11 protein-coding genes and 1 pseudogene are annotated in these 18,150 nt (G+C 54.9%); 8 read left to right on the top strand and 4 right to left on the bottom strand.

Going from position 1 to position 18,150, the window contains the following annotated elements; all coding sequences use genetic code 11:
- Positions 1-27: 27 nt before the first annotated feature.
- Complete coding sequence (gene gyrB / locus WS49_RS26420) at positions 28-2,502, top strand: DNA topoisomerase (ATP-hydrolyzing) subunit B (protein WP_059534850.1); 2,475 nt, start codon at positions 28-30, stop codon at positions 2,500-2,502.
- An 812-nt stretch (positions 2,503-3,314) separates the two neighbouring features.
- Here gyrB and WS49_RS26415 read toward each other — a convergent pair.
- Genes WS49_RS26415 through WS49_RS26400 form a run of 4 tightly spaced genes read right to left on the bottom strand, consistent with a single transcriptional unit; the run spans position 3,315 to position 10,285 of the window.
- The gene (locus WS49_RS26415; protein WP_059534848.1) at positions 3,315-4,922 is read right to left on the bottom strand and encodes a type I restriction-modification system subunit M; all 1,608 of its coding nucleotides are present in this window, start codon (positions 4,920-4,922) and stop codon (positions 3,315-3,317) included.
- Positions 4,919-6,022, bottom strand: coding sequence for an AAA family ATPase (locus WS49_RS26410; protein ID WP_059534846.1), 1,104 nt, complete (start codon positions 6,020-6,022; stop codon positions 4,919-4,921). The genes WS49_RS26415 and WS49_RS26410 overlap by 4 nt, the downstream gene beginning before the upstream one ends.
- A complete protein-coding gene (locus WS49_RS34325; RefSeq protein WP_179949288.1) occupies positions 6,019-7,299 on the bottom strand; it encodes a restriction endonuclease subunit S in 1,281 nt (426 codons plus the stop codon). Before WS49_RS34325 ends, WS49_RS26410 begins: the two co-directional genes overlap by 4 nt.
- Positions 7,300-7,312: 13 nt before the next feature.
- On the bottom strand, positions 7,313-10,285 hold the full coding sequence (locus tag WS49_RS26400; protein ID WP_059535128.1) for a type I restriction endonuclease subunit R: 2,973 nt from the start codon (positions 10,283-10,285) through the stop codon (positions 7,313-7,315).
- A gap of 1,275 nt (positions 10,286-11,560) precedes the next feature.
- Here WS49_RS26400 and WS49_RS26395 point away from each other — a divergent pair.
- From WS49_RS26395 to WS49_RS34305, 7 genes and pseudogenes are all read left to right on the top strand, one after another.
- Positions 11,561-11,971: a helix-turn-helix domain-containing protein gene (locus WS49_RS26395; protein ID WP_059534842.1), complete on the top strand. Its 411-nt coding sequence runs from the start codon at positions 11,561-11,563 to the stop codon at positions 11,969-11,971.
- Positions 11,972-12,340: 369 nt separating this feature from the next.
- Positions 12,341-12,922: a TnsA endonuclease N-terminal domain-containing protein gene (locus tag WS49_RS36585; protein WP_082725587.1), complete on the top strand. Its 582-nt coding sequence runs from the start codon at positions 12,341-12,343 to the stop codon at positions 12,920-12,922.
- The gene (locus tag WS49_RS34315) at positions 12,885-14,864 is read left to right on the top strand and encodes a Mu transposase C-terminal domain-containing protein (protein WP_179949286.1); all 1,980 of its coding nucleotides are present in this window, start codon (positions 12,885-12,887) and stop codon (positions 14,862-14,864) included. Before WS49_RS36585 ends, WS49_RS34315 begins: the two co-directional genes overlap by 38 nt.
- An 11-nt stretch (positions 14,865-14,875) precedes the next feature.
- The gene (locus WS49_RS32855; RefSeq protein ID WP_063888614.1) at positions 14,876-15,871 is read left to right on the top strand and encodes a TniB family NTP-binding protein; all 996 of its coding nucleotides are present in this window, start codon (positions 14,876-14,878) and stop codon (positions 15,869-15,871) included.
- A pseudogene (locus tag WS49_RS36580) lies at positions 15,868-16,233 on the top strand (TniQ family protein); the annotation flags it as partial. The gene WS49_RS32855 and the pseudogene WS49_RS36580, both read left to right, overlap by 4 nt.
- Positions 16,234-16,629: 396 nt before the next feature.
- Complete coding sequence (locus WS49_RS36255; RefSeq protein ID WP_059596288.1) at positions 16,630-17,703, top strand: hypothetical protein; 1,074 nt, start codon at positions 16,630-16,632, stop codon at positions 17,701-17,703.
- Between the two features lie 110 nt (positions 17,704-17,813).
- Positions 17,814-18,149, top strand: coding sequence for a helix-turn-helix domain-containing protein (locus WS49_RS34305; RefSeq protein WP_082725584.1), 336 nt, complete (start codon positions 17,814-17,816; stop codon positions 18,147-18,149).
- Position 18,150: the final 1 nt, after the last annotated feature.

Here is an 18,150-nt window from a genome sequence, read left to right as displayed (position 1 = left end):
GTGGCCTCGCAGAACCGGAAGATATCCATGAGTGAACAGCACAATTCGCAACCCGATAACAGCAGCTACGGCGCCTCGTCGATCCAGATCCTCGAGGGTCTGGAAGCGGTGCGCAAGCGCCCCGGGATGTACATCGGCGACACGTCTGACGGCACCGGTCTGCACCACCTCGTATTCGAGGTGCTCGACAACTCGATCGACGAAGCGTTGGCCGGGTACTGCAACGACATCCACGTGACGATTCACGCCGACAACTCGATTTCCGTGACCGACAACGGCCGCGGGATTCCGACCGACGTGAAGATGAACGACAAGCACGAGCCGAAGCGTAGCGCGGCTGAAATCGTGATGACCGAGCTGCATGCCGGCGGGAAGTTCGACCAGAACAGCTACAAGGTGTCCGGCGGCCTGCACGGCGTGGGCGTGTCGTGTGTGAACGCGCTGTCGAGCTGGCTGCGCCTCACCGTGCGCCGCGACGGCAAGAAGCGTTTCATGGAGTTCCATCGCGGCATCGCGCAGGACCGCGTGCTCGAGACCGTGGACGGCGTGGAAGTGTCGCCGATGCATGTTGTCGGCGATACCGAGAACCGCGGCACCGAAGTGCACTTCATGGCCGATCCGACCATTTTCGGCACGGTCGAGTATCACTACGACATCCTCGCGAAGCGGATGCGCGAGCTTTCGTTCCTGAACAACGGCGTGCGGATTCGTCTCACGGACCTGCGCTCGGGCAAGGAAGACGATTTCGCGTTCGCCGGCGGGGTGAAGGGCTTCGTCGAGTACATCAACAAGACGAAGACCAACCTGCACCCGACGGTTTTCTTTGCCAACGGCGAGAAGGACGGCGTGGGCGTCGAAGTCGCGATGCAGTGGAACGACAGCTACAACGAAAACGTGCTGTGCTTCACGAACAACATTCCGCAGCGCGACGGCGGCACGCACCTGACCGGCCTGCGGGCCGCGATGACGCGCGTCATCAACAAGTACATCACCGACAACGAAATCGCGAAGAAGGCGAAGGTCGAGACGACCGGCGACGACATGCGCGAAGGGCTGTCGTGCGTGCTTTCCGTGAAGGTGCCGGAGCCGAAGTTCAGCTCGCAGACGAAGGACAAGCTGGTTTCTTCTGAGGTTCGTGCGCCGGTTGAAGAGGTTGTGGCGAAGGCGCTGGAAGAATTCCTTTTGGAAACGCCGATCGACGCGAAGATCATCTGCGGGAAGATCGTTGAGGCTGCTCGGGCGCGGGATGCTGCACGGAAGGCGCGTGAGATGACGCGACGCAAGGGCGTGCTCGACGGCGTCGGGCTGCCGGGCAAGCTCGCGGATTGCCAGGAGAAGGATCCGGCCAAGTGCGAAATCTACATCGTCGAGGGTGACTCGGCAGGTGGGTCGGCAAAGCAAGGGCGTGACCGGAAGTTCCAGGCGATCCTGCCGCTGCGCGGCAAGGTGCTGAACGTCGAGAAGGCACGCTACGACAAGCTGCTGTCGTCGGAACAGATCGTCACGCTCGTGACCGCGCTTGGGTGCGGCATCGGCAAGGATGATTACAACCTCGACAAGCTGCGCTATCACCGCATCATCATCATGACCGACGCGGACGTCGACGGTGCGCACATCCGGACGCTGCTGCTCACGTTCCTGTATCGCCAGATGCCGGACATGATCGAGCGCGGGTATGTGTATATCGCGCAGCCGCCGCTTTACAAGATCAAGGCGGGCAAGGACGAGCGGTATCTGAAGGATGACGTGGAGCTCAACGCGCATATGCTGCGGTTGGCGCTGCAAGGGTCGGAGCTGGTGCCGGGTGAGAATGCTGCGGCGATTTCGGGTGATGCGCTTGGGGAGCTGGCGCGGTCGTATCTGCTGTCGCAGAGCGTGATCGAGCGGTTGAGCCGGTTGTATGACCCGGCCGCGCTGGAAGCGGTCATGGATGGGGTGGTGATCGACCTCTCCACTGAGGCTTCGACTGAGGCTTCGGCGAAGGCTTTGCACGCTGCATTGCATGACGAAGCGCTGAAGAACGAGGTGCGTGTCGTGCCTTCGTATGACCCGGTTCGCGAACAGCGGGCGCTGCATGTCGAGCGCACGCATCACGGCAACGTGCGAGTCTCGGTCATCGACCAGGAATTCCAGCACACGGCGGATTATCAGCAGCTCGTGACCACCGCGAATACGTTCAAGGGGCTCATTGGGGAAGGTGCGGTCATCAAGCGCGGTGAGCGCAGCATGGCCGTGGAGGACTTCAAGAGCGCGATGAAGTGGTTGTTGGCGGATGCTGAACGCAACGTCTCCAAGCAACGCTATAAGGGGCTCGGCGAGATGAACCCCGAGCAGCTGTGGGAAACGACGATGGATCCGGCAGTGCGGCGGTTGCTGCGTGTGCAGATCGAAGACGCGATTGCTGCGGATGGGATCTTTACTACCCTCATGGGGGACGATGTCGAGCCGCGGCGGGCGTTTATTGAGAGCAATGCGTTGCGGGCGGGGAATATTGACGTTTGAAAATTGTATCAATCGATCGGAAACTTGAAATAAATTACGGAGTGTAGTCGCTCAATGAATATTGAGCGCTAACGATGCGTGCATTGCATTGCGCGATGCAAGGTACGTTAGCGCGGATATTTTTTCACCTTCTATTCTTCGAGAGCATGCTAATTAGATATCGGCATTAAACACTTGCTTCGTCTGACTGTGTTGGAGTCGATGTCGACACATACGAGTGACTCAAGTATCCACCCCGTCTCTTCGATCATCACTCGCCGAATTTTGTCAATTGCCTGTGAATTTCTTTTCCCGTTGTCGAGTGACACATTAAGTGAAAAACATGCCACAAATGTTGAAAATTAACGACGGAATAAATGAAAATCCTCGAGAGAGAGGTCCGATCGCTGTATAGCAGATTCCCTGACGGCGCCTGAACAGGTCGAATATGAGCTGATGTAGCGCGTCAGCCGGCATTTTGATGCCGTTGCGCGCAAGTCTGAATTAGTTCCACCTGTCGACAAATGCAAAGGGCTACAAGCTAACGCTTGTAGCCCTTTCTTGTAGAGGAAGACCAAATTCTCAGCCTTCGCATTGCGAATGAAGTTTCTATCTACCTAGACCCACCCGATCAATGCTCTCGATTCCGAAGAGTTCTTCGGCAACGGATCAAAACCCTCGAAAACCAATTACTAGTCATTTCGGGCCGCACACAAATTTCGATATATTCGGTTACACGCCGGGATTTCATATCGCACCGAAAAACCATTGTCGAATGGAGCAGGTCAGATTTAGTCTAGTCCACCGCAGATTAAGCATCGGCCCTTGGATAGTCATGGCAGCAAAGGCAATCCCAAGGCTGCGAGGAACTCGTTGTGCCGCTTGGTGGCTTTCCTGATCTTCTTATCCAGCGAAACCAATTCAGCATGCACTGCCGTGAGGTCGATCTCCTCCCCGATCTCCGCCGTGCTCACATAGCGCGAGATGTTCAAATTGAAATCGTTCCTCTCGATTTCCTCCATGCTCACTCGCCGCGAGTAGCGTGCATCTTCCTTGCGGAACTGATAGGTGTCGATGATCTTGTCGATGTGCTGAGGTAGCAGCTGGTTCTGCCGCTTGCCCTTCTCAAAGTGTTCAGCCGCGTTGATGAACAGCACATCGTCCGGCTTCTTGCACTTCTTCAGCACAAGGATGCACACCGGAATACCGGTAGAAAAAAACAGGTTGGCCGGCAGCCCGATCACCGTGTCGATGTGACCGTCCTTGAGCAGCTTGGTACGGATGCGTGCCTCTGCCCCGCTACGAAACAACACACCGTGCGGCAAGATGATGGCCATCACGCCGTCCTGCCTCAAGAAGTGGAAGCCGTGCAGAAGAAAAGCAAAGTCTGCTGCCGATTTCGGCGCCATGCCGTGGTTCTTGAAGCGCACATCCTCACCAAGCGCTTCGGACGGCTCCCAGCGATAGCTGAATGGCGGATTGGCAACCACCGCGTCGAATTTCGGCATCTTGGCTGGGTTGGTCTCACGCAGCATGTCCCACTCGTTGAGCAGGGTGTCGCCGTGGAAGATTTCGAACTCGGAATCCTTCACCCCGTGCAGCAGCATGTTCATGCGCGCAAGGTTGTAGGTCGTGATGTTCTTCTCCTGCCCGTAAATCTTGCCGATACCATGTAGCCCCATGCGGTGGCGCACATTAAGCAACAGCGACCCCGAGCCGCAGGCAAAGTCCAGCACACTGTCCATATGCTTGCGCTGGCCGGTCGCCGGCTCCTGCCCATCTAGCGTAACGATGGCCGAGAGAATGCTGGAAATGGGCTGTGGCGTATAGAACTCTCCTGCTTTCTTGCCGGAGCCAGCGGCAAACTGGCCAATCAGGTATTCGTAGGCATCGCCCAGCGCGTCACTGTCAGTGGAAAACTGCATCAGCCCCTTGGCAATCTCGCTGATGATCTTGCATAGACGCGCATTACGCTCGTCATAACTCTTCCCGAGCTTGTCCGAGGCTAGATTGATCTCGGAAAATAGTCCCCGAAAGGTGCTGGCGAAGGACTTTGTTTCGATGTGTTCAAAGCCCTTTTGAAGCGTGTCCAGCAGGTACTTACCCTGTTCGCGCGCCATCTTCGCGATGTTGCCCCACAGGTATTGCGGCTCAATCACATAATGCACCTTGCGACGCATCTGCTTTTCGAACTCGGACACGTCCTCTCGATTGCCCTCATACCAACGCTGCAGCGGCGTGGAAACCGAGCTATCAAACTGGGTGGGGTAGTCAGGCCCTAGTTCCTTTTGTGCCGCGGCCTCGTAATTGTCAGACAGATACCGTAGGAACAAGAAGGCCAACATGTAATCGCGGAAGTCGTCCGCGTTCATCGCTCCGCGCAGTTGATCGGCGATTGCCCAGAGGATCTTGCCCAGTTTCTCTTTTTCGAATTCGGTCATTGCGTGTCTGCTGCCTCAGCGGCCTGAGGGAATAATTCGGAATTGAAGGGATAGCGGTTCAAGAAGTCATGCAGGATCTTCTTGAAATAGGCTTTGTTCTCGTCCAGCATCTGCTGGGGTTCGTAGAGCGAATAATTGCCGTGGCTCAGGATGTTGATCAGGCGCGCATGCAAGATGCCATCTTGATCATCGTCTTCTTGCTTAATGCACGCCGAGAAGTTTTTGTGCCCGTGAAAGCTCGCCGTCTTCTCCAGGATCGTGCGCAGCATATTGAAATGGTGGGTGAACAGACGGTCGTCCTGCGCGGCCTGATACAGCTCGGCCAAGGCAGCAACGTGGTGAAAAAACGGTGTATCCCCCGTCTCCTCCCGCAACACATAGCCGCCACCGGTTGAGTTCTTGTTGATGAAATACCGCTTAGCATTCTTCAACTCATTGCACAGCACGTTGAAGAACAGCGTGTGGTGCGTCGAAAGAACGGTCTTGAGCTTGCTATCGGGCCGTTTGAGCAGTTGAGCCAAGTGGTTGGCCACAGCAATCGCGTTGTGCTCGTCCAGCGATGAAATCGGATCGTCGATATAGAGGTACTTGACCCAGCGGTAAGCCTCGATTTCAGGGTCCATAGCCAGCTCGACGACGGCAAGGAAGAAACACCAGACAAAAATGTTTTCCTCTCCCCGCGAAACCTTAATGTTGTCGATAACCTGTCCGGCCACAGTGCGCGAAAAGCGCACCGCCCATTCCTGCGTGTCGATTCGGAAATCGAAGTCCGCATAGCGCTGTAATAATGGGCGGATACGGTTATCCATCTCAAGCTCAGCCAAGCCGGCGAAGAAGCGCGAGGCGTCGTTGAGCGTGAGCCTGCGGTCGCTGTCGCCGTCCAGATCGTTGTCCCAGTGGAACAGGTCTTCGGTGAATGCGTTGAAATAGAGCGTGTCGCGAGCGTCGCCCTCCTTGCCGATGTCTTTGAATGCCATCGACAGCCGTGTCTTGCCTGTACCGTTGTAGGCATAGAGCAGAATGGTCTTCTTGTCTTCCAACACTTGCCGCAGCTGCGCGGCCAGCGCTGGCAGATTGGCGTAGGCTTGGTCCGGCCTCATCCCTGCACCTCGTTCAACACGGGAAACAGCTGCTGCGCCAAGCCCTTCCTGTGGATCTTGAGTGCGTCGACCTTCTGACCTTGGGTAGTAATCAGCGCGTTCAATGAAGATAGAAAATTCGCAATTTCGTTTTGCTCAGCTACTGTCGGCGGCAACATAAATTCCAAATTCTCGAACTCCTTTTGCCCCAAAGTCTTATTTCTACCGGCGCCTCCAGGCGAGGCAATTCCCAACAATTCCTTTCCTCTCTTTGTCAGGAAAAAGTATTTTATAAATTCAACATTCGCCTTACCCGTCTTCGCCACATACATAGGAAACCGATGTGATGCGATCATTCCACCTTCTGCCGCCGACGTTACTGCAACAGCCTGCTCCCAAGCAAAAACAATATTTACAATAAAAGCATTTTCCTTAACCCAAAAAACCCTTTTTGCCCCGAGAGATTTTCCACTCACAAATTCCTTGTGAAATACCCCTTTCCCATGCGAGCGAATACCGATCTCCTGATACATCGCATCGCCATCCACATCGACCGGATTAATCGATCTTGTGAGCAAGGCGGATATCTTTCGTTTTTTCCACTCCCCCGCCCCGTGAAACCTCGAGAAGCGTAGTCGGGGAATAGCCTCGCCTTCGCGCGGGAAAAGCTGCTGCATCAGGCTATCCTTATGAGCCTTGAGAGCCCGCAGCTTCTCGCCTTCCGCCACGATCAGCCCATCAAGTGAAGACAGACAATCGGCGATTTTTTTCTGCTCCGCGCTGCGTGGCAAATAAAACGGAAGAGATTCAAAAAACGATGACGGGACACGCCGCTGCCCGGCATTCCCAACCATATTTCTCTCTCCAATCCTCCTTACCTCATCGCGATAAATTTGAAAGAACAAAAATTCCGGAAGGCATTTATTTCGCGCACGAAAAACATGAAACTCCGTACTCCCAAATCCCACCCCATTTTCCAAATTAACGGCCAGCGCAGCCTTTCCGTTTTCAAAGCACGGCGTGATTTTTGCCACAATCACATCCTTATCAACAAAGGATGTGTAGCCCTTTTTTACATCACCGTAAGCTCGAATTTCTGACCAGCTAATTCCACCGTCCTCGGAAACCGCGGCCATAGGAACAAAACTTACCGAGTCATGGTCATGCTTCGTCGTCTTGGCGGGATTAATCTCGCATACATCGTTCAGAAGCTTCTCCGCCCACTCCCCCGCCTGCTGAAATTCAGGAAAACGCAGTCGTGGCGCCAACGCGCGTTTCTCGTTGTTCGCTTCGCTCATTGCGCCCGTGTCCTCATTGCTCATATGCACTCAATCCGGAAATCTCTCGCCCTTGCGCCAGCTTGCGCAGTAGCGGCGTCAACTCTTCCACCAGCGCTAATTCTTTCTGCGTGCGCGCCTTCCAGCCCAAACCCAGAGGCACCATTAGTTCGCTCAGAGCTTCCCCGTCGAAGACGCAGCGTCGAAGTACCTCGTCGACAAAGAATTGCAGCGCCTCGGCAGCCAGCCCGTACCGGACGGCGATCTCAGTAAGTTCGCTGGCCTTCTTCTCGGCTTTGAAGCGCTCATAGCCGCCCCGAATGGTGGCTTCGTCGAGCGCCTGCCCTATTGGGAGGCGACGGATGTACTCGGCGATGTCCTCTCGCTCGTCAATGAACTTGGCATCGGACTGAATCAAGCCGATGAGTTGTTCGCGGTTCAGGGTGACCTTGCCCGGCTTTTGCTGCGTCATGCGGGCAATCAGCCCCATGATGTAGTCGTAGTCGATGACTGCGGACGCAAACAGCACAAACTCGAAATCGAGCTGCTGTACTTCGGGCGAAGCTTGGTCACCTAGCTTGTCCTGCTGTTCCTTGAGCTGCTTGGCAGTCTCTAGGTACATCCCTTTGAAGCCTTGCAACTGGTCGGGTGGTGCGATCCGGGCGATTTGCTCCTTCTGCTCCCCGTTCAGGTCTGTGTATTGATCCAACTGGGTCTTGAGGCGCTGCACTTCCTTGAACAGGTTGACGAACTGGCTGCGCGCGGCATCTCCCCTAAGATTGACCACGTCTTCGGGTGTATTGGCCAAGCCCTGCGATCGCATGAAGTCGGCCAGCTTCTGGGTAGCGGACTGCAGACCATCGATGACCTTGGGTGCAGAATCCACCAGCCAAATCTCGCGCGGATTGTCGATCTTCTCGCCAGAGAAGAGTGCAATGGCTTCTTCCACGGGCTTTTGCTGCTGTCGGAAGTCCAGAATGTTCCCGTAGGGCTTGCTGTCGTTGAGCACGCGGTTGGTACGCGAGAACGCCTGAATCAGCCCGTGGTGCTTGAGGTTCTTGTCCACGTATAGGGTATTGAGGTACTTGGAGTCGAAGCCGGTGAGCAGCATATCCACCACGATGGTGATGTCGATCTTCTGCGTGTGCGCCAGGTCAGCATTGGGGTACTGCTGATCCTTGATGCGCTTTTGCACATCCTGGTAATACAGGTCAAATTCGCTGATGCGATGATTGGTGCCAAAGCAAGCGTTGTAGTCGCTAATGATGCGGGTTAGCGCGGCTTTCTTGCCTTCTGGGTCCTCTTGGTTGTCTTCCTTTTCCTGAGGCAGATCTTCCTGAATCTGTTGCACATCCTTGTTGCCGTCGGCCGGAGGGGAAAACACGCAAGCCACGTTTAGCGGCAGGAAAGTGTCGTCCTCTTCCAGCTTCTTGGCCTGATGCGTTTTGAAAGCGTCAAAATACTCTATGGCATCGTTGATACGGGCGGTGGCCAATACGGCGTTGAACTTGCGCCCATTGGTGGCCGCATCGTGCTTGGCGAGGATCGTCTCGATGACCTTAGTCTTAGCCAAGCCTTCGCCTGGCGTGGGCAGGTTCCTGCCTTCGGGCTTGAAGTAGTCCACGTGGAACCGCAAAACATTACGGTCTTCGATGGCATGGGTGATCGTGTACTGGTGCAGACAGCGCTGGAACAGGTCATCTGTGGTGCGGTAGCTGGCCTGTTGCCCCTCGACCTGTTGATAGCTGGCATTCTGCTCGAAGATGGGCGTGCCGGTGAAGCCAAACAACTGGGCGTTTGGAAAGAATTCCTTAATGGCTTTGTGGTTCTCGCCGAACTGCGAGCGATGGCATTCGTCAAAGATGAACACCATTCGCTGGTTGCGCAGTGGCTCAAGGCGCTCCTTGTAGTTGCGCTTGTTAGTGCCATCGAGCGCCAAACCTAGCTTCTGAATGGTAGTGACGATGACCTTGTCCACGTAGTCATCAGACAGCAGGCGGCGCACCAGCGTTTCCGTGTTGGTGTTCTCTTCGACGCACCCTTCCTGAAAACGGTTGAATTCTTCGCGAGTTTGGCGATCCAGATCTTTGCGGTCCACCACGAACAAGCATTTGTCGATGTCCGGGTTGTCCTTGAGCAGGGTGGAGGCCTTGAACGACGTAAGAGTCTTGCCACTGCCGGTGGTGTGCCAGATGTAGCCGTTGCCGCAGTTCTGGTGGATGCAGTCCACGATGGCCTTGACGGCATAGATTTGGTACGGCCGCATCATGAGCAGCTTTTGCTCGCTGGCCACCAACACCATGTAGCGGCTAATCATCTGCCCCAACGTGCATTTGGCCAGAAATTTCTCGGCAAATCCGTTCAGCTGCGTAATCTTCTTGTTGTCCTCGCTCGCGAACTGGTAAACGGGCAAGAATCGTTCGTCAGCATTGAAGCTGAAGTGGCGTGAGTTATTGTTGGCAAAGTACCAAGTATCGGTGCGGTTGCTAACAATGAAGAGCTGGATGAAGCACAGCAGCGTCCTACCGTACCCGTTGCCGGGGTCACTTTTGTAATCGACGATCTGCTGCATGGCCCGACGTGGGCTGACGGTCAAGGTTTTCAGCTCGATCTGCACCACGGGCACACCGTTGATCAGCAGCATCACGTCGTACCGGTGATGGCTGTTGTCGGTGTTGATACGCAACTGGTTGATCACCTCGAAATCGTTCTTGCACCAGTCGCGGATATTGACGAGGGTGTAGTTCAGCGGCGTTCCATCGTCGCGCTCGAAACTATTGACGTTGCGCAGCGTCTGAGCAGCGCTGTAGACATCGGGAGTGGTGATGCTATCGAGCAGGCGGTGAAACTCGCTGTCTGTCAGTCGCACCCGATTGAGCGCCTCGAATTTTGCACGGAAGTTGGCTTCGAGAGCAGCGCGGTCGCGGATTTCGGGCCGGTAGCTATACTTGAGATCACCGAGCTTGGTGATCAGGTCCTGTTCGACCTGATTTTCTGTCGAGGTCATGAATTTGTTCCTGCGGTAGATGGCCCGTTGGTTTGGCGGACAGCCCGCCACGGGTAGTTCATCAAAACCACGTCAGGCGCGCCCGTTGGCTGCTTCATTCAAGCACTCCTTGATCCAATTGGATCAACGACTCGCAGCATGCTTGCTTCCGCGTGTCGCAGACCTCGGATTATATCGGTACAGCCCGGCACAATCGGGGCAATCAGCGCTTTGACTGTCGCTTGACGGCCATCTCTTTCCGAGACCGGCTGAGCAGACAGTCAGACCGGCGGTAGCCCCCGTTTCCGGGCAGAGCCAGCGACAGAGCACTGATGCCTCTTCGAGACCGTTCTGCCGGTGGAGCGTGCCCGGGCGGAACGAAGAAGAATCGGTGAGGAAAACCATCGGGAAATCAACGATCGATGGCAAGTACCGACTCAAGGTACAGATGTGCACGCGGTCGATTCCCAGAAGGGATAGCTGCAAGACCAGTACGAGCACGCAACGCCGTACACCGCGACTTCGGCACATACCCTTGGGCGAGGGGGTACCGTTGACGGATACGTACGTTTCCATTTGCATCCTGCCCCGTACGGCAGGCGATGGGGCGACTGCAGAAGACGTGCGATCACGCAACGATCAAAACCTCTGTCCGCCGCCGGTCATGCTGATGCCTCGCTTGCATATCTACTCCGATGACGACACTTGGAAGATGCGAGGCTATCACCGCACAAAAATTACGCATTTTGGCTAAAGCGGCTACGTCGACCCGTCCCCACTGAGTTCGCCGAAGCGCACAAGTTACCAGCAGATTTTGATGCCACTTCGAACCGCCACGCTGTCGTCGGTGCGCAAGCTTCGGCCCCGCTACCAAGCCGCATTTTCCGTTCGAATCATTTCCCTACTCGACGCATACGCCGTCGATCAACGGACGGCGAAGCAACGCATGAAGCGCCACGAATACACCTAACGAAATCGAACGGTGATAGAAAAATATTATCCCCTTAGAGCACACCTTCGCGTGCGAAGGGTCCTGAGTTGTGCCTGTAAATTCACTTGAAGATGGCACAGCCTGGCGAACATCACAATTAACAAAAGACAAGCTCTTCCGTCAGAATATTGACAGGCACATTCATCTTTGGAACAAAAACAAATATTTAATTTATCTCAACAAAGACGACCATCACATTCTGTACGTTTCATTATCAATGGCCCATGCCAATGCCTATCGATTGCTGGCGAATGAAGGGCTCGTTATCCTAGGTTACCGTCCCATCTTCCAAATGTAGTCGACCAATGACCGCCCTCGGAAACTTCGTTCGAGATCGCCGCTTCGAGCTCGGCCTGACTCAGGCAGAGCTCGCAACACGCATGGGCGTCGACGACACGTACATCAGTGCAGTAGAGACGGGACGGCGGACGCCAGATGGCTCACCATTCTTGGAGATGCTAGGTCGAGCCCTGGAGCTCGACAGCGAGCGTATTCGCCAACTAATGAATGTGGCACGCAGGTCGCAGCGATTTTTCCGCTTGCCTGGAGAGCTGCCGCCCCGCAAGCACGCCGTGTTCATGGCAATTGCAGAGGACTTGCCACACCTGAGTCCCGACGACATCGAGATTATCGCGAGCGTTCACGCCGCTCTGGTTCGTAACCGGAAACACGACGCCCCAAGCAGCATCGATGAGATCGAAGGAGGTGCCATGTAAAGAAAAAGCGCCGCAAACCCGAGGGGCCTGCAGCGCTCTGTGGTCGGAACTAAAGAAGATTCGCGATTTGGCGATTTCGAGTCTCCTCCGCTCCGCCCCCAGAGTCAAGCCCTTCTTTTTTCTTTCAATCCGCTGCCCCATGCGATTCGAGCAAACTTTGTCGAGTCGCGGATAGCGCTCGCCCATCGCCAGCGCAATTCTCGACAACGATCGGTTGTCGAGGGGCAGCTCACACCCAAAAAAGGAGCAGCAGTGAACACGAGGTCGATATCGATTCCGTGGTCTGCCGGGCACACCCCGGTCCGCAAAATCGTGACGCGGTCTGGAGGAATTCCGCGTGGACTCTTCCCGAGTCGCAAAAATAACCGAATGGTCGGATATGAACACTTGCTGGAAGCAGATGCATGTGTCCTATTCGAGATGTCCCCCCAAATCGCGTCCTATCGTGAACAGCCAACACGCATTTCGTTTCCCGATGGAGACCGGAGCCGCCTTTACACCCCCGACTATCAGCTAGACCTGACGGATGGACGACAATTCCTTGTAGAGATCAAGCCAGCGCGTCGTCTCGCTGCCCCCGAGATCCGGGCCAAATTTGATCGCATCGAAGAGCACATAGATCGGCTCGGATTGTCATTCCTAGTTCTGACGGATGAGCTCATTCGCACTCAACCACGATTGACCAACCTCCGGCGCCTGCGCTATGAAGCGCCACTCTCAGCCGTCGACTACGATGCGGTTCGCCGTAGCCTAAGGAATAGAACTTGCTCTGAGCTTTCTACGTTAGGAGAACTCATCTCATTCCTCGGTTCGAATGTCGTCGTCGATCTTCTTATGCGTGGGCATGCGACATGTCCTCTCGATCGTCCGCTCGACCAAAACACACCCGTCAACATATCTCTGGAGAGCAAGCATGAATGGTTTCTCATTGACGAAAGGACAGGTTTTTAAGATAGATGGCGCGAAATTTCGTATCGAACGCACACTCGATAACGGAAGCATCACACTTGAGAATTGCGAGACATTGGATCTGGTCCGCAAGACAAAGCAGGAGATTTTGGAGGCCTACGCGGAGGGGCGAATGGTGGCCGTACCCCGACGTATCACCGAGGCAGATGCCCCTTCTGACGACACCGCCTTGCGCTCCCGATATGGGCGTCCGTTTTGCGAGCTTAAAAAATCAGTACAAGTAGCTGCACTCCGGCGGAAAGCATACGTGGATCTCATTTTATCGAATGGTCGCCCATCATACACACCGAAAATTTTACAGCCATTCATACTGCAAGTAGCCCAGACAATCAACGATAAAAAACCTCCGAGTCCCACAACCATTTATCGTTGGTGCGAAGCGATTGGAACCTCAAACGATCCCCGCAGGCTAATACCCCGACACGACCTCAAAGGCCCACGCAAACCGCGAACGGACCAGAAAGTCATTGACCTCTTCATGGAAAGCATTGTTGAAGAAGCAGCCACCGCCCGCAAACTGGCGATGACGAATGTCAAGGACCGCCTTTCGAAAAAAATTACTCAAGCCAATCACTTTCTTCCAGCAAACGAGCATCTTCAGATTCCCGATAGGAGGACTCTGTATCGATTGTTCGACAGAGTGCCTGAGTATGACATCACGATACTCAATGAAGGAAAACCCGCTGCTGATCGCCGATATCGAATAGTTCGCCGAGGTGTACAAGTTTCCCGCGTCCTTGAGCGAGTAGAAATCGACCATACACCGTTCGACGTGTTTCTCGTGGATGAAAAAACGTGGCTTCCGTGTGGTCGACCAACCTTGACAATGCTGATCGACGTCTTCAGCCGAATGCCATTAGGCTATTACATTAGCTTTGATGACACATCAACGCTGGCGGTCATGCGCTCAGTCCGACATGCACTTCTTCCAAAGAAGCCCGCTAGAGCCGTTGTGCCAAATCTGACTGTACAGAACCCTTGGCCTTGCTACGGTCGGTTCGAAGTGCTGGTATGCGACAACGGCGCGGAATTTCACAGTGATTCCCTGGCTGCCGCCTGCTTCGATTTGCAAATTCAGTTGTTGTTTTGCCCAAAGAGGCAACCTCGGTTCAAGGGCGTGATAGAGCGCTTTCTGAAGACGTGCAATTATTCCTTTGCTCATAGATTGCCGGGTACCAGCCTTGCCCATTTCGCGGCTCGCGGTGACTACGATCCCCTCACCAGCGCGGTTCTAACAATTTCCGAATTCACTCATCTGTTTGAGAAGTGGCTTCTTGACGTCTACGCGCAAACCGTACACAAGGGTATCGGTACTACTCCGAGCAAAAAGTGGGAAGAAGGAATCGCCGGCGTATCTCAGAATCTTCCTGCGTCAGCCGAAGAAATCGCTTTGCACCTTGGAATCTACAAGAAGCGTAGTCTGCGCCATGACGGTGTGTTGCTCAATGGCCTTTACTACGCTAGCGACGATCTACTACCTATCATTTCTACATACGGCATAGGCGTACGTGTTCGAGTTGCGTACGACCCCGAAGACCTCGGCTCGATATGGCTCTGGGCGCCCGACGGGCAAGAAAAAATTCGCGTGCCGGCCGTCCAAGCAGACTACGCCAACGGACTTCGCCTGGCGCAGCACCAAATGATCCAGAAGTACTGCCGCGATAGAGAGGAAAACGGCGAGCACGCCAAGAGCCTAATGGAAGCACGCATCGAAATTGCCGATGCCCTGTCCAGCCTCGCAAACTCGAAGCATCTCCAGCAGCGCCGAAAGGCAGCAAAGGCGCTAGGGGTGAGCAACGAAAAACCGTCCGGCAACGCGACGCCGAGCCTCTCGCCCCCTCAGAAATCCCGCGTGATGAACTCCCCAGTCAACACCCTCGATTCCGCTGCAAAGCTACATCGAATCCAGCGAAACATCATCTAACGGGTGGAAAAATGAAGGAAATCTCAGCCTTATCTGCGAAGCAGTTGGATGCCTTGGATCGGTTTCGCCGTGAAACCCTCATGTTTCCACAATTCGAGACCGCCTATCGCAGCATATCGGAATCGCTGACCCTGTACCGAAAAACGGGGCTCGTCGAATGTTTGGCCATATACGGTGAAACTGGATGTGGCAAAACTACGGTATGCAAAGTTGTCGAGGGCGAAAATCAGCGCTACTCTGAACCGCACCGCGACGTCGTTCCTGTTCTCTATGCTTCTATCCCAGCACTAGCGACTATCAGCTCGGTCGCCGAGTGTCTCCTGACGAAAATTGGAGACCCAGCTCCATCCAAAGGGACCAACTCGTCGAAGACAGAACGATTGATCGGTCTGATTCACGCATGTTCGGTCGATATGGTCATACTCGACGAGTTGCAACATGTTCACGATCGAGGGCAGTCGCCGACGATCTACAAGGTGGGCGATTGGATCAAGAACTTTGCGGATCGAATCGCGAAGCCCGTCGTTCTTGTCGGCATTCGCCGCGCTGAGGTACTTGTCGCCACAAACGGGCAGCTTCGACGGCGATTTTCGGCTGCTCTGCCCATGAATCCGATGACGTTCGACAACGAGACACGAGTTCAGGAATTTATGACTCTTGTGTCGACGCTATTCGACGCGCTACCAATTCAATGCGCACTCCAGCCCTCGTCATGCGAGGCACTCGAGCGACTGTACTACGCGACCGATGGTCGAATCGGCTATCTGGTCTCGCTATTTCAACGTGCGCTGATGCTCGCATTCCGCTCCGATTCGACAATAGTTTCAGAAGCCATCCTAGAGCAATCCTTCGTCGAACAAATTTGGGAGGCTGGTTACGGCCGACTCAATCCGTTTAACAAGGATTTCTGTCTTCGTCGCCTAGACAAGCGGCTAGAACCGTTTGCGGCGGAGAGCATTGGTGTGAAACCAAAGATGAGCCGTCAATCGAGAACGGGGGCAAGATGAACCTCACCCCTCTCTTACTTCGCGATCCACCTCACGAAGACGAAAGCCTCACCGAGTATCTGCGCCGGCTCCTGGGTATCAATGGATACTCGGGAAGCTTCGACTTCGTCAGGAACTTGCTTCAAAAAAATCCCGTCACTATCAAGGACCTTACCGAGTTAACCCTCGTTTCGGCCAAACAACTAAATTGCCTGCCGGAGCCGTGGCCTTCATGGATTAAACGGGAGGGCGACACCGCTTCGCCCGAAAAGGAGTCATGGCTCAATAGAACTCGTATGCGCTGGTGCCCAGCATGCCTAGCCGAGGACCACTACATCCGGTCAGCATGGTCGCTAAGCGTTTTCGTAGCATGCCCTGCACACAACGCGATGCTAAGAGAGTCGTGCGACGCATGCGGCAAGGTGTCGACGTGGAGGAGCGGGTCATACATACAGTGCACGTGTGGTCGAAGGTTTGCCGAGATGACAATGGAGCGAGCACCGGAAACACATACGACGTTAATGCAATGGTGCAGCGGCAACGGTTCGAGGCAGCTAGCGAGTTCTGAGCAGCGAGCGTCGCGCCGTCTTGTGCAGCCTTTTACACGCCTTTCGCAGACTCAATTCTTGCGCCTACTCCATGCATTGGCGCCGCACATATCTGCTCTCCATACGCATCGTCATGGCCGGACCCCCGGGCTTCAAAATTTGACCACAGCCGCAGCCTATGTAGATCAATGCGCTCAGCTAATGCTGCACTGGCCATATAGCTTCCGGTCGATGATGGCCAAGTACGATGAAAAGGGCACTACCGAAACGAGCATTCGTCGAAAATACTCCGCCCTTTATCGCTTGCTTTACAAGACACTCGCAGGCGATGAATTCGACTTCATGAGGCGAGAGTTCGAAGCACACCTCGATGGCCACTGGTATGGGGCCATCGACGGACGGCATCGCGCGTTCAGCAAGCGAAAGTGGCACACCATGCTGTCCGCATCCGAGATTCGCCGGGAGTTGGGATGCTCGCGCAGCATGATCTGGCGGCTGATTTCCACCGGCCGACTCAATGCTCGCATTCTTCGTAGTCCGATTGGACGACGCTTTGCTGTCGCGGATGCAAACAGTGTTGCGCAGACGAGGGCCGCTCTTCGCGATGCCATCGATCTACATGCAACTAGCGAACTGCTTGGCATAAGCCGCCGCCGGATTCGCATCTTGCTGACTGCCGGCTTGATCGGGGAAGCTCCAAATTATCATAGGAGCAAGTGGTCTATATCCGTGCACGAAGTGCGCCGCCTGCTTGATCTTCCCGCATGCGACCGCGCGGACCATTCGCCCGAGGAGACTCTGCTGCTCAGACATGTACTCCGCCACATGTGTAGAGATAACGCGGTGTTCTTGAGGGTCATCGAGTCGCTGCTTAGCGGGGCAATCCGATCGTTCGGAAAGGCAGCAGGCGTGCGCGGAATTGGAGCATATCTGGTGCACAAGGACGATGTCCGTTCGGTTATCTGCGATGCGAAGTGTCTTCCCCCATCGACGATGAGCGCCCAGGTAGTCGCACAGGCGCTTTCAATAAAGGAGGAGGTTGCGTATCACCTGATCCGATCCGGTCTATTGCCTCATGAGGTGTATCGCGTCAATGGTCGAGCGATAGATCTGGTCACAAAAGATGACGTCGTGAAGTTCCGATCAACCTACGTCTCACTGGTCGATATTGCCAAACGTTGGAACGTCTCTCCGAAGGCGGCTCTGCGCCGCCTCAGCGAACGGGGGGTCGATGCGATCACGGGGCCGTCCGTGGATCGCTCACGGCAGTATTTCTATCGCGTTGCAGATGTCTCTGCTACTTAACAAGTAGCCGCTACTACTGCAGGAACCGGCAAGAGCACGAACCGTCGCCGGGCGATTTCACTCGGCGACGGTTCGTGCAGTTGAGAATCGAATCTACAATTTCAAACCCAATGAAAATCGAACCTATCGATCTTGAGAAAATACACAGCAGCGCTTCGCAAAGCAATACCCCTTATCGTCTCAAGTTAGACACCTATCCAGCGCGCGGCAACCATAACGTCGCATTCGGCCTCACACTGCGAACGCTCCGGACATCTCAAAATCTCACGCAGGAAACGCTGGCGTTTGCTGTAAACCTAGACCGAACGTACATCTCGCTCTTGGAGCAGGGTCGCCGGTCGCCAACGCTCGACACAGTCGCCGCGCTGTGCAGAGGGCTCGGGTTTTCGATTGCTGAGTTTCTCTCGATCGTCGAGTCGCGGCTTGCGCCCGCGCCGAGAGAGTAAC

Origin of the sequence: Burkholderia sp. RF7-non_BP4, assembly GCF_001521935.1 — a bacterium.
In the GTDB taxonomy this organism is placed as follows: Bacteria; Pseudomonadota; Gammaproteobacteria; order Burkholderiales; family Burkholderiaceae; genus Burkholderia; species Burkholderia diffusa.
The sequence above is the reverse complement of the archived record's forward strand: the minus strand, read 5'-3'. Positions and strand labels throughout refer to the sequence as shown.